Annotated in this window: 11 protein-coding genes; 1 reads left to right on the forward strand and 10 read right to left on the reverse strand. The window is 45.4% G+C overall.

Annotation, left to right across the window (positions count from 1 at the left end):
• Positions 1–13: 13 nt before the first annotated feature.
• The 10 genes from FMR86_RS11015 to FMR86_RS11060 all read right to left on the reverse strand — a co-directional run bounded on the left by FMR86_RS11015 (position 14) and on the right by FMR86_RS11060 (position 14005).
• Positions 14–1834 (reverse strand): hypothetical protein, encoded by a 1821-nt coding sequence (locus tag FMR86_RS11015; RefSeq protein ID WP_163351367.1) that lies wholly within the window; start codon positions 1832–1834, stop codon positions 14–16.
• A gap of 112 nt (positions 1835–1946) precedes the next feature.
• Positions 1947–2804, reverse strand: coding sequence for a polysaccharide deacetylase family protein (locus FMR86_RS11020; RefSeq protein WP_163351369.1), 858 nt, complete (start codon positions 2802–2804; stop codon positions 1947–1949).
• Positions 2786–4225: a hypothetical protein gene (locus tag FMR86_RS11025; RefSeq protein WP_163351371.1), complete on the reverse strand. Its 1440-nt coding sequence runs from the start codon at positions 4223–4225 to the stop codon at positions 2786–2788. The genes FMR86_RS11020 and FMR86_RS11025 overlap by 19 nt, the downstream gene beginning before the upstream one ends.
• Before the next feature lie 15 nt (positions 4226–4240).
• Positions 4241–4591: a hypothetical protein gene (locus tag FMR86_RS11030; RefSeq protein WP_163351373.1), complete on the reverse strand. Its 351-nt coding sequence runs from the start codon at positions 4589–4591 to the stop codon at positions 4241–4243.
• Positions 4592–4620: 29 nt separating this feature from the next.
• Complete coding sequence (gene asnB / locus FMR86_RS11035) at positions 4621–6534, reverse strand: asparagine synthase (glutamine-hydrolyzing) (RefSeq protein ID WP_163351374.1); 1914 nt, start codon at positions 6532–6534, stop codon at positions 4621–4623.
• A gap of 20 nt (positions 6535–6554) precedes the next feature.
• Entirely contained in the window at positions 6555–7679 is a 1125-nt protein-coding gene (locus tag FMR86_RS11040) for an N-acetyl sugar amidotransferase (protein ID WP_163351376.1), read from the reverse strand.
• On the reverse strand, positions 7680–8306 hold the full coding sequence (locus FMR86_RS11045; RefSeq protein WP_163351378.1) for a DapH/DapD/GlmU-related protein: 627 nt from the start codon (positions 8304–8306) through the stop codon (positions 7680–7682).
• Positions 8307–8410: 104 nt separating this feature from the next.
• Positions 8411–9466, reverse strand: coding sequence for an NAD(P)-dependent oxidoreductase (locus FMR86_RS11050; RefSeq protein WP_203544849.1), 1056 nt, complete (start codon positions 9464–9466; stop codon positions 8411–8413).
• Positions 9467–9706: 240 nt separating this feature from the next.
• Positions 9707–11938 carry a hypothetical protein gene (locus FMR86_RS11055; protein WP_163351380.1) on the reverse strand — a complete coding sequence of 744 codons (2232 nt, stop codon included), beginning with the start codon at positions 11936–11938 and terminating at the stop codon, positions 9707–9709.
• A 99-nt stretch (positions 11939–12037) separates the two neighbouring features.
• Positions 12038–14005 carry an STT3 domain-containing protein gene (locus FMR86_RS11060; RefSeq protein WP_163351382.1) on the reverse strand — a complete coding sequence of 656 codons (1968 nt, stop codon included), beginning with the start codon at positions 14003–14005 and terminating at the stop codon, positions 12038–12040.
• On the opposite strand from FMR86_RS11060, the gene FMR86_RS11065 reads away from it, so the two are divergent.
• Complete coding sequence (locus tag FMR86_RS11065; RefSeq protein WP_163351384.1) at positions 13994–14170, forward strand: hypothetical protein; 177 nt, start codon at positions 13994–13996, stop codon at positions 14168–14170. The two genes, FMR86_RS11060 and FMR86_RS11065, sit on opposite strands and share 12 nt — an antisense overlap.
• Positions 14171–14200 lie beyond the last annotated feature (30 nt).

Genomic DNA, 14200 nt, shown 5'->3' on the forward strand with positions numbered 1-14200 from the left:
CAAACATCGAACTTTAAATAGTGTCTGCAATCATTTTTATCTGATGAGCCACCCCTTCATATGCTGAATTTAAATCAACGTGAATCATACGGCTATCAGGTTTAAATTCATACAAATTATGGGGATTGATAATCCTGCCGTTTTCCCCGGTAGCCTTGAGCAATTTATCAAGTGTCTGTCTGTTGGGAGGCTCGGCGATATATATCAAATCTGCAGTCATATTCAATTGGACCCAGTCATTAACGGCAGTCACCGGAACCACGCCTTGCCGGTGGTAGGGTTCAGGGTCAACCACGTAAATCTGATCGAAAAAGGAGGTGTTCAAAAGATGGTCAACAAGAAACTTGTTGTTTCCATATATAACCAGAGAACGACATTTCAGCCGCGACGCCATCTGGCAGAGCACATTGGAAGAAAAGAGGACTTTCATCCAGCCCAGATCTATAGTGTAGGTTCTGTCAGCACCGAGATCGTCAATCAATCTTTGCAGCACGGACTCACTGAAGCGGCTTTTCCCCGGATCGACAACACAGCTGTAATCCATTCCGGTAAACCTTCTGGCTGCCTCAATAAGAGCGTCGTACCCCCCCGATGTGATCCGACCCAATACAATGTTGTCACTATCCCAGACACATTCGGCCGCGACATAGTCATCATTTTCATCACCGGTGTAGACAACCTCCAGCACAGGAAGCGCATTTTTACGCTTGGCAGCGGTCACCGAGATTCCCTTGACAAATTCGTCCAGTTCCACCCGGTCAAAAAATATCTGATCCTGATATCCGTCCAATCCCGGATATGACACCAAGTCAAGAGATTGGTGCACATTCTTAGTATCCTTGAGCCGGGCGGCTTCCTCATCAAGCCTGGTCGCGTCAATATCAACAGGATCTATTTTTCCCATCTTGATAATCAGCTGCTTTTCATCAGCATTGTACTTGCGGCTGGCCCCCATGATCATAGGCATATGACTGGAATGCATCTTACCATATCCCATGGCAACTTCCTTGGTATTGTACATGGGCAAATTCTTAAGCAGCGGAGCCACGTATGTATCGGCTACATTCAGAAGCTCAACAACATCAATACCGGTATCAACACCATCTTCCTCAAGCAGGCAGGCCAGGGCTTCCGATGCCGCATTACCGGCCCCGCGACCGATACCCATAATTGTTGCATCCAAAAACCGTGCACCGCACTCATAAGCCTTGAGTGTATTGGCAACGGCCATTTTGAGGTTATCATGACCGTGAAAACCAAGCTCACAATTACACCGGCGTTTGGTTTCATTGTAATACAATTCAACCTCAGCAGGAGTCATTCCTCCCACTGAATCAACCAGATAGATAATATCCGCCCCGGCATCCACAGCATTTTTTGCCATAACTCCATACTCGGCAGCAGTAACGGAGTAACTTTTCATAAAATTCATACCTACGGTGAGCCCGAGTTTCTTTGCATACGCAATATCAGGCAGAACCTCATCAGCTTCAGTGGCATTGGCTCCTATGCGTACAAAATCCAGTCCAAGATCAACCGCCTCTTTCAAGCTTTCATGCGAGGAAAGAGCAGGGATATAAAACATGCCTATATTAGCTTCAGTTGAACTCTTTGCAGCCTTAAGCAAAGAAAAATCATCATGCGGCATGATCCCTTTTCCTGACTGGGAAGCCCCAAGGCCAAGGCCATGGCCGATCTCAATCCAGTTAAAACCTAAGTTGGAAATTTTCTTTGTAAGAAGGGAAGTATCAAAAGAGGTAAAATTGAAATCAATAGCATAACTTCCATCCCTCAAAGTACACTCTAAAATTTCAACATCTCTAAGATTAAGCATATCACCCTCCGCTACGGCATGGCTTCTCATAATTTACGCAATAAAAAATAGTACCTACTGAAAAAGACTGGCCTCAATCCACCATGTTGTCAAGAAAAACTGAACGAAAAGATTACACCATGTCCCGATACAACACGGTTTCAAGTTTACCCAACTGCTCAAGAACCCTTTCAATTTTTCTATTTTTTACAATATCATAGGGGTCGAAATAATGAGTGAGAAAAAGATTGTTTTGAACGATGAAATCAATAGTCTGCGCAAACTCCTTAACAAAGAGGTCGTCATCACCCAGAAAAGGGTTCTGCTTACGGAGCATGTTCCACGAATCAAAAATAGCGAATGGAAAATTAAGGCTGCACCCGGTAGGAATTTCCATGACACCGTGTGAATGCATGGCAGGAGCACCATAGCCCTTGTATGCGCATGCAGCTGTCGAACTGCTGTATTTGTAACCCAGCTCAGACAAAATAGGATAAACACTCTCAGTATGCAGGTTGCCGTAATGCGGAGTCCTGAATCCGACACATTCAACGCTCAAAACATCGTGGATGACTTCATGTGCGCGTGCGATTTCGTCCTTTTGTTCAGCATATGACAGTTTATTAAAAAACCTGTCCGGAGCCCAATGGGGGTTATCCGGATGGGTGTACGTATGGTTGATGATCTCGTGACCCTCATCAACTGCGCGTTTGTGGATATCAGGATATTTCTCCACAAACTTCCCGATCACCGCCATGCCGGCTTTAATATCATGGGCATTGAGAAGATCCAGCAACCGGGGAAAAGCTTCGATATCTTTTTCAAAATCAAAGTCAAAAGTTAATGCGTAAGCAGGCCTTCCCAGCGGGTTGACCTGCTTACGCATAAAATTTTTGAAATAAAACTGGGGACAACACCTGTGGACCAGCCGCCTGACCGCATAGGCAAGATATTTATTTCGGTAGGGACGGATCAACGGTCTATAGAGCATGGAAGAACCATATCCTCATATAAAGCAATCTCCTTCCTAAGAGCATCAACCAGCACAGGAGCAGCCTCGACCCCCTTTTCGTACTCCTCATCCGACAGGAAAGACGGATAGTCATATGAAGCATCGTAAAGAGCTGCAAAAAAATGACGCTGCTCTTCCTTATTGAACTCAAGATCAGGAAGAACATCCCAGACATTTTGCGGCCTTTCTATTTTACAAACATTCTTGCTGCAGCTGATATACGGATCACCATAAGTAATTATAGGAATCCCTAAGGCCATTGCTTCAAGGGAAACAGTTGTTCCGGTTGCAACAACAACAGCCTTGCTTCGCAATAAAATATCTCTGGTAGGGTATGTGGGCGGCAAGAGAACAACATTGCTGAGCAGGCTCAATTCCTTGTAAAAACGTTTTGTGTGGTTACCAAAACATGCAGGATGCTCTTTCACCAAAATCTTATAACCGCACTTGCCATACAGAGCCATGAGTTCAATGACAAATTCCTGATTTGCATATTCCGGCTGTTCAGCCATGAGTCCGGCCTCAGGTACCAGTTGAAGAAAAAAGGAAATATTTTTATCACCCTCTATGGAATCAGAAAAATACTGTCGAGCACGAAATCTATTTATCTGCCTAATCATAAACGGACGCAGACTTTCTCCATGTAAAACGTCTCTCATTTTTTTAAATATTTGAGAATATGAATATTTTTTAAAAAGACTGACCTTGTCTCGGTTGATTTTATCATATTCTGAGAGTTTCGCCTCTTTACTCATATTGGCTAAAATTTTATCAGACCAAGCGTATGCCTCAGAACTTAGATGCCCACGTGCATGTACATAGTCAAATTTAGGACTTTTACTTGTTAGCCCGGAAGCCAGTCTTACCCGTAAATCTCCTCCCACAGAAATCAAAATTTGACAAAAAGCCTGTTTAATCATTCCTGTATCGATCATTGCATTAAGAATGAAGGACTCAATAGTATCTATAAACTCATAAAAACAATAATCCACTTGATACTTTTCAACTACTTCTTTCAAAAAAGAAGTAAGAAACGGAAAAATTTTCTCAATATTGGCATTCCGTGAGCGATGTCCACTTGTTCTGCTGTATCTCAATACATATTTTTCATATAAAATATAATTTATATTCAATGAGTAGCAATTCTTGTTCAAAAATTCCTCAGCCAATGCTCCTTGCTGAATATATTCGTCACTATCGGCGCTGATAACGTCGTCCAGTTGGCTTGAGGTCGGCATTCTTTCTACCTCAATGCCATCTATTTTAAAAAAATCAGACGTACTATCTTCATGGAGAAGCACAAGAATCGAAAATTCATTACGCAGCAGCTTTGCTAGCCGCATATAAAATGAATCAAGCCTTGGACGACTTAAAAACATTAAAACAGGACGTTTTTTCATTAATACCTCAATTATTTAAACGGCCCATTCATCAAGCCAGCTTATGACACGCGAATCATTTTGTTCAAGATAAGCTAAAAATTCATCGACCTTGTCTTCCTCTACCAGATTAACCACAATCTTAGGTACACCTGTCAACATACTCATTACAATCGCGGTCTTATAGCCCTGCTTTTTAAGGCTCGCATTTACTGAATTGGACAGGTACCAGCCCCATTCCTTGCGTGTGAGGTCGTGTCTTTTTCCAGTTTCAGTCTCAAAGGTAAATTGCTCATCAGCATCCAAAAAAATAGTCCCACAATCCTTGAGTGTTACTTTAGGGGTAGCTTTGAATTCACGCGGTGTCTCTTTGATATCCATCTTCATAATGTTCTCCCAAAAAATCACGTTAATAACTATACAGAGCCCCAAAATTGCTCATGCCACACACACAGGTTAATATACTGCCAGAAAAACATGTAATGATCCTCGCCGGCGAGATGCCTGGCGTAGAGATCTTTCAGTTTTCCATGATCGTAAATTTCCTCGTTCACATAGGAACGGGCATTTATCAACTCTTCCATCTGGGCCCGGTTCTCATTACGAATCCATTCATCAAAGGGAGCAACGAAGCCGGCCTTATCTGTTCTGGTCCGAACTTTTTCAGGCAGAATTCCTTTCATGGATTCACGCAGCAGCCATTTCCCGAGTCCGTTGCGGATCTTATACTCATTACCAATATTGAAACAGAAGTCTGCAAGACGGTAATCTAAGAAGGGCACCCGGTTTTCAATGGAAAAGGCCATCATATTTCTGTCTTCAGAACGCAGGGACGCTGGAATGGTTTCGTTGAACATTTCCAAGTAGAGACGTTTGGCAAGTTCGCCATCCATGTCCGGTCGATCAATTTCCTTGCGGATTCCCTCGGTCAATCTTCCGGACAGATGTCCAACATACTGGGAAAACTTGTTCAACGCGGCCCGGCGGTCCGTCATAAGTGACTCAATATAGTTCCTTTCGCGCACACACTCCTGCGGATCGCGGCCATGATTGGCCAACCAGGCATCCATTTCATATTTATCGCTACCACCGGCAGCCCGAATATCGTGAAAATTATAGTGATAGTGATCCCAATAACCACCGAGCAGCTCATCCCCACCGTGTCCGGTAAGAATTACAGGAATATCCTCTTTGGCTATTTCGCGGATGATCACATAAATACAGTACCAGGTAACAGTACAAATCGGCTCGTCGTGATAAGCCATCATCTCACGCAGCACATCGAACATTTCGTTGGGCTTAGGATAGATATACTTATGAGTCGTTCCGGCCTTTGCAACCACAGAATCAATATACTCTGATTCATCGTAACGTCCTGTGCCAGTCACTCCGGAAAACGTATGCATGTCTGCAGAATGGTTGGATGCCATGCAGGTAATTGAGGTGGAGTCCATCCCCCCGCTGAGCATACATCCTACGGGCACATCACTACGCAATCTGACACGTACCGCATCTTCAAGCAATTCCCGGAACATGACTACAAGGTCCTTTTCCGAAGCTGTTGCGAGTTCAGGACGACTTGCCACATCCCAATATTTTTCCACTCTACTTGAACCAGCCCCGGTAATGCTCAGGACATGTCCTTTAGGAACCTGATTGATGTCCTTGAAAAAGGATTCATCGTCATCATCAACATAACGGTAGTTACGTCCGGCGTAATCCACGATTTTGCTTTCGTTGACTTCTTTAGGCGTATCCTGCCGGGCAAACAACGACTTTATTTCTGAGGAAAAAAGAACGTGACGCCCGGATTCGTAGTAATAGAGAGGCTTTTTGCCGAAACGGTCGCGCGAAAGGTGCAGTACGTCACTGCGGGGGTCATAAATAGCCAGCCCCCACATACCGTTGAAACGGCTGAAACAACCGATTCCCCATTCCACATAGGCTTTGAGCACCACCTCGGTATCGGTGGTGGTCTCAAAGCTGTGGCCCAGTTTCTTCAATTCTTCAGCAAGCTCCACGTAGTTATAGACCTCGCCGTTAAAAACGATCCAGACCCCGGTCGCGCTATGGCCCATGGGTTGCTGGCCGCGTTCGGAAAGGTCAAGAATGGAGAGCCGCCGGTGCCCGAGACCTATCTGGCCATATTTGAGAGACGGAGAGTTCTCATCATCCCTGAACATGGCATGCTCGCCAGAACTTTTATCAATGAGCAGACATCCGGAATCATTGGGACCACGATGTTTGATGGCCCGGGTCATGTCTTTGATCTCGGCCTGACTGATGCGACTGTCGCCATTAATAGCGAAGAAGCCTACAATTCCACACATATTACTATTCCAGTATGTTGCTAATCTTCAAGGTGACCGGGAATGTACCAGTTGCCGGATTCGTCTTTTTTCCAAATATTTGTGTCGCGGTAACTTTCAACCACTTCAAAAAAACGCTCGCGGCTGATACCGATGAACTCGCAGAAATCGTTCACATATTCATCGGAGAGCGGCTCAAGGTCATATTTGCGAACCAATTCCTTGGCTTCATCGCGACTCAGAGTTCCAAGGCGGATGTCTTCACAGGCATGGTCGGTTCCGCGACCGTATCCGAATTTAAGGACTTTGAAGTACTGGTGGATACGGTTGATTTTTTCATCAATGCCCACATAGGTACGGTAGGTGCCTTCACGTGGCTCGGAAAGTTCTTTAAACCCGTATTCCTTGGCTATTTCGCGATGCGCTTCAGAATCCCAATAGAAATAGTAGCTTGAAAATGCAGTTACTATATCAGACTCCTCAATCTCATCAGGGAAGTCATAGTTAACCAGCTTTTCCATGGGGATATTGTATTCTTTTGAAATAAAAGCCGCATCATGTCCGCTGTTTGCAGCATATTTGGAAAACCACTTTCTGGTCATCTGAGCAAGCCCGGAGATATCATCATCGCCGCCGTATTCGAAAGCAGAATTTTCTCCTAGAAAAACAAGAGGAATTTTAAAAGCAAGAGCAACTCGCAGCGGGTAACCGTGAAGCATGGTGTGGCTGAGCAGATCAGGATCACCGAAATCTTCATAGCCGATGCGGATCAATTCCTTTTGAAGCTTCAACTCAGGCCGGAATATCTGCAGGGAAGCACCCATATTTTCGGGAATGCATTTCAGGTTTTCAATACCGATTTCAGTTTTAATGCCGTAATCAACATTTACAGCGAGAATGCGCAGATCATATTCCAGCATCCTGTGGACCTGAGTCATGCTGTCTTTGCCGCCGCTGACCGGAACCAACACATCAAAAAAAGGTGCTTTCTTAGCCTTGATCTTTGCAACCAGCTCATCAAGCTCAGCTTTGCGGGCATCCCAGTCAATGCCGTCTACAGACTGTTTTTCTTCAGCAGCCACCTTACAGGCACTGCAAACACCCTCATCATCAAATACAATGTAGGGCTTCGTGGACGGCATCAAGCACTTGGAACAATATTTCATTTATTTTCTCTCCGAAACTTTTTTGGCTGGGATGCCTACATTGACAGAATAAGGTTCAGTATCCTTTGTGACAACAGCCCCGGCCCCTACAATACTACCTTTAGCAAGGGTAACGCCTTTCATTACCGTAACATTGGCAGCAAGCCAGCAATCATCTTCGATGTATATCGGTTCATGGACAAATCCAGCCTCACGCACCGGTGTATCGCGCTTAAACACATGTTCATTGGCGTTCAGGCTCGTTCTAGGGCCAATAATGCATTGTCTACCGATAATCAAGTCCGCCCCACCATTGATAATAGCAAAAGACGTGACAATGGAGCCTTCACCCACTGCAATTGTTCCCTCACGGGCAGAGACGAATCTGCAATTACCTTCAATGGTAACATTGTCCTTGAAAACTATTTTACCGTTTTCACGGTTACGCAGATCTATCCCGCCGAGAATGGAAACATTGTTACCGATAACAATATTGGACCCCTTTCCCCTGATCTTAAGAAGAGGAATTCCTTCCATATAAAAATCTGATCCAACCTGTATCCCGTAAAGCCGCAGGATAAATTTCATGATCAGGCTGTGCAGAAGCCAATATTTTTTATTCGTAATTAAGGCCAAAAAATCAAACATTGCTAACCTTTCAATTTCAGGCTGTAAAATTTATTTCGTCGCTCCAAAAAGCCCTCCCCCTGCAAGGCAGGGAGAGGGACTCAATCTTCGTATAAAACCAATTATTAACCGTAAGTAACAGGCATTTTGCCGTCTTTGGTCAGATCTGCAGGCAGGCTTTTGTACCATTTAATGTATTCAACAAACCCCTTTTCAAGAGGCCATTGCGGATCATAACCGATAAGTTCTTTGGCCTTATCTACGGAAAGAGTTCCGCGATCGGGCATGAGACGGTCTTTGGGAATATACTTGATATTCACTTCAGGAAACTCGGCTTTGATGAGCTCGGCCATCTGGGCAAGACTTCTTGAATCACCATAAGTCAGGTTAAAGGTCTGGTTAAATGAATTTTCATTTTCAATAACCTTGACCATACCGTTAACCATGTCCTGAATATAGGTAAAGTCGAGCTTATCGGAACCGTCGCCGGCGATGGTGATGTCCACGCCCTTAAGAGCATTTTCAACAAAAATCTGGCCGACCCTGCGGCTAACGCAGCGCTCACCGTAAAGAGCGGAAGGACGGATAATTGTATAAGGAAGATCAAAAACCTGATTGTATGCAACAACAAGCTTCTCACCACCGAACTTAAGCGCACCGTACACACCAATCGGATCACAGGGTGTTTCCTCGGTAACAAAGCCGCCGTCAAAGTTGCCGTAAATCATGCTTGAAGAAAAATATACAAAGTGCTCGACACCGGAATCTTTTGCACGAGAGATGTCGAGCATATTTTCCAGTGTGCGGAAACTGTGATCAAAAGTGCTGTGCGGAGTCTTGTTTGACTTATTAGCATGGGAAACAGCTGCAAGATGAACAACCGTTTGAGGCTTGATTTGACCCATAAGATGAGAGGTGGCGTGGTAGTCGCGCACATCCTGAATATACACAGGAACACCGGCTTCTCGGAGCAACCGCTGCCTTTCATTCAGAATAGCAAGATAAAGATCGCGGTTGGCGATATCCTCTTCAGTGGAAGAAAAGGCCAACAGGTTGTTAACCTGTAAACCATCGACGACACATACTTCAGCACCGAGCTTTTTCAACTGCAAGGCAAGATTGTGCCCGATAAATCCTGAACCGCCCACAAGGGCAATACGTCTACCTTTAATCTCCATCATAACTATCTACCTCTTAGGCTTCTTAGTTCTTTACAAATATAGCAAGACACTTGTCTTAAACTTTAACTTTACTTAAACACGTTGAGCTAGTTTGTAAGGTTATTCTGTACAAACTGTCAACTCAAATTCTTAATCTCTAACTGAAGCCTCTTTACTCATAACCCCGCAAACAGAAAGAAATAGGGCCACCCCCTAAGGAGTGGCCCATGTTTTCGGTAAGTATTTTATCGGATCAGTATGCTACTTCTTGAAGCGGCTGCGAACAACAGCTACGAGAGGAGCAACCATCAGGAGCAGCCATTCCAGACCGAAGCCAGCTGCGGGGTTGAATACACAACCGGAGGAGCTGGAGGAGGAACCGGCAATGGAACCGAGAACAACCGGGTCAATGAACTGACCAACGGAACCGTCGTTCTTAGCATCCAGAGTACCCTGACTTTCAATTACGTAGTTAACGTAATAAGTGGTACCGGCATCAAGCTCGGAGTTAGAACCTTTGTAACCGGTGGTCGGGGCATCGGAAATCCACCATGCACCATTTGTGCCCTTCGCTGCATCAGCGGAAGAAGCGTAGGTAAGAGCATGAGAGTTGGCACTGTCAACCATGAGCTTGTAAAGAGCCAGAGTAGAGATCTTACCGGATACACCCTGAATGGTGAACTGGAAGGTCATGTACAGCTTGTTAGTGTTGGTAGCCAGCATATTAGCGGTCATATCTCCGAGAGTGGAGTTAAAACCGATAGCAGGAGTTACAGGAATAAAGCTGGAAGGTACGCTGGTCCATCTTTCACGGATTTCACTCAGAGTGTAATCGGTGGAGTTGGGGGTAATAACGTTACCAGCTGCAACGAGCAAGTTGTTGAATGCTGCGGTACCGTTGGTCTGGTAGGTAGAACCAGCAGTTGCAGCTTCGGAAACGAGAGCGGTATCAGGAATCAGAACTGCGAGACCGAAAGCAGAACGCTCACCATCGGTACCAGCAGGCTCGTAGATACCAACTGCGTAGTCTTTATCAGTAGCGAAGCGACCATAGAAGTTACCAGCAAGAGAAGAACCGTCGCTGGAGGTAATGGTCATGTTGGACTGAGTCAGGGACTTGAACTGGCCGGTGCTTGCAACAGCAGCGGAGTAACCGTTCAGGTGAACCTGTCTCTGCTGCATTTCATCACCGGAAGTGGCAGTGTCAGCTTCGTTGTATACGAGACCACCATCGATAATGCTCAGGTTGCTGTCAAAGTTCATAGCCATGATACCCTGAGTAGCGTTCTTGGAACCATGATCTTCACCCCAACCGGCGTAAACCATTTTGTAACCACGGTTCTGCAGGTCGCTGGTAGCGATGCTCTTGGAATCTTTAATCATGATAGCGTATGCACGAACAGGTCTGGCGTTGAGAGCGTTACCATCTACCAGATTGTAAACAATACCGGAGATCATGTTGCGGTCTTTGTTGAGAACACCGTACTGCATAAGGTTAAAGGAACCACCTGCACCGTCACCATCGATTTCGATGAGACCGGCAGCTGCATCAGGAGAAGTTGCGTTATAGTGGTACCATTTATCGGTACGGTCAGCTTCTTCAGAGCGGTCATCGTTGTAGTAAACGACTTTTGCCTGAGCGTTGTAAGTGGTGGGAGCTGTGTCCAGAGCAGTAGGAGCGGAGTTGAATTTAACCTGACCAACACCGTAGAAGGTTTCCTGCTCGGTTCCGTAGTCGTAACCAACTACATAGTAAGACCAGGTGGTGTTATCAAATACGCAGTTTGTAACAGTACCGTTCTGGTAGCTGAGCATGAAGGTGGAACCTTCAACATCAGCACTCTGATCGTATGTAGCACCGCCACCGGCCAGAGTCGCGTTACCGAGACCTGCCATCAGCTTAGCACCGGCGGTGGAGATGAAATTAACAGGAAAGTAGAAGGGAGTTTCACCAACTTTGGCAGCAGCGTCCAAGGTGGCGTTGACGTTGGACATCATGGTCAGACCACTGATTTTGTAACCAGGCTCAGTGGTAACTGCGCTCATGCGTCTGTTGTTAAGGTTGAAGCTGGTTGCGTTTTCAGACTGGAAATCTGCACTACCGTTGTTCTGGTGGATTACACCAATAACGTTGGCAATAGCTGCTTCGTCAGTGGAGTTGAAGAAACCAAAGTCAGCACTCACAGAGGAGTTACCACCAGGTCCGTTACCGTCAATAACTTCAGAAGTGACACTGAAAATCTTAACGTGAGATGCGTTGAAAGGAATAAAAGTGGAGTTAAAAGAACCGTCATCAGCATCACCAAGAGAGGCGTTAGCTGTAAAACCTGTAAATACACGCAGGTTAGCGGTCCAATCATCAGTGTTGACGGTCTTCTGCGCAGCGTCAATTGAGTAGGTTCCGTTCAAGGATTTGGGGAACACTACATCTGCCCAGGCACTGGTGGCAGCCAGCAGCATGAGCACTGTAAAGAGAACTGTAATCTTTTTCATTGAAAAGATCTCCCTAGTTAAAAATTAAAAAAACAACAATTCAAAACACTTACCAAAAAACACAGAAACATATTACACTTAAGCCCTTCCCCAATCAAGCTATTTTTCAGGATTTTGGTTAAGAACTTTATAAATTCTCACAGAGGGACATCCTTCATAAATCAGTTCAAACCTACCTTTTAATTCAGGAGAATCAGCTGCCCCCCAGAGCAAGCGAGCCATGGTACTGTCATGAACAGCGTCATCTATCAGATATGCTTGAGAGTTCTGATCATTGAAAATTAGATGTAATCCACTGTGATTCTTAAATGTCCCGGACTTATTTCCAGAAGAGTTCAAGATATTATATGAACTCAGCGGCAGAGGTTTATTATTGCCTTCAAATAAGTTGCCACTATTGAAATCCACCTGGAATTGATTCCTGACGGTACCCACAAAGGGATGCTGGCTGCTTCCTGTAGAAATATTCCACATACCGTAATACAAAATCCACCGTGAAAGGGCGATATCTTTCCAGGTAACCACCAGATACTGATCCTCGTCCCCCTTAAAAAGGTAATCATTTGCTCCCAGAGCACCGATAATACTTTGAACTTCGCCCACCGGCATTTTGCTCCATGTACTAGCCGGGTTGTTGCCCTGAGTAGCCGAGTATTTAATCAACTGACTCGATTGAAGCAATGAGGGTGTGGACATGGCTAGAGCAAGAGGATAAAGCACCGGACCGGCATGATTACCCCCGTTAGCAAACGAATTCTGCCCGGTGTAATACATAGTTGCATACCCCCAGTCCCACCAGGTCCAGACAGTGCTGCTTGCAGACATTGAATCAGCAGACTCGATAAGCCCTACAGCGTGTTCTTTTGAAATAATCGGGGTGACAGGTGTCTTTGTATAAAAATCAAAATTCGCACCAACCAAGTATACCACCAGACAACAACTGGTCAGACCTGCAACTAAGGTTTCCTTTTTATCCTTAAAAAATCTATTCACCAAAAATATAGCCCAGTAACCGAGCCCTATCCCGACCGGTATTCCAGCGAACATGGCGAACCGCCCCCCCATAAAAGGGGAAACCATAGCGGCAGCCGCAAACGGAAGCAGCAGAATTGAGAGAGGAGAATAATAGATGCATGCTGCGAAGCACACAAAAGCCGCTGCACCTACGTAGACATTGCCGCCGCTGGTAGAAAAAAAATCGGCCCATTTAACATTCTGGGCTTCAATAATACTCTGGGCGATCCCCGGATAAACAGGCCCTGCTGCTTTTACTGCATCAGCTGTCGGCTTTGTGTAGGATGTAATCCTATTCAACACTACAAAAAAAAGCTTTGTACCGAGACCGCTGAACAGACTTAAAGCAATAAAAAGCACCAGATAAACATATAGATTTTCATAGTTGGAAATTTTTTCAAACTGCGGACTGAGATAAAAACAAATCAAAGCCAAAGCTACAACAACCCCTGCAAACCCGAACATGCCGGACGCTGCAAAAACGAGCAGTCCACGCATGGCAATAAGTCTTTGATTTGACTTACTGCAAAAAAGGGCCAAAAAAAGGCCGATAAGAAAGGTCCCAAATCCGAAAACCTGAACAACCCCATGCCATGAATCACCATAACAGGTTAATATTCCGGCAAAAAAAGGAAGCAGGTAATCCGTCAACACAGGCTGATAATCATCGCTCTCTTCTTTTTTAAACCAGCTGGACTTGGTTGTCATAACCAGCCAACGGGCCATCAAGACAGTAATGAGCAGCGGGAAAAGCAGAGAAATCAAGTCGGTATCGTAGTACGAAAGACGTGTGCGAAAATAAAAATGCGGAACTGAAGTAGCAAAAACAGAAGCCACAATCCCGGTCCACGGACCGCCCAGCAGCATACCCCATGCAAAGGCGGCTACTGCTGTGAATCCGCAAAAGACAGCCGGGAGCCAGAAAGCGATATTTCCGTAAGGGGCGCCGGTGATACTGCCTAGGACACGCAACAGCCCGGCCATGGGATTGTCTACGGCACTGCCCACACCCTTGGCTCCGGCCAGCCAGAAATAGGCATCATGGGTACCCATGATATATTCGCCGTTAACCATGAAGGCGGGATTGTCCCATTTGGGAAAATCAATACAGCGCAGTCCGAAGGCAAACGCAAAACTGATCAAGGAAAAAAGGAGAAAAATCTTCCAATCCGCCATCCAATCGGGACGGCGCAGATGTTCGCGGATATTCATAAATAAACCCTGTTCTTAAAATTTGGAAAACCGGAA

It is taken from the genome of Desulfovibrio sp. JC010 (assembly GCF_010470675.1).
Taxonomy (GTDB): domain Bacteria; phylum Desulfobacterota; class Desulfovibrionia; order Desulfovibrionales; family Desulfovibrionaceae; genus Maridesulfovibrio.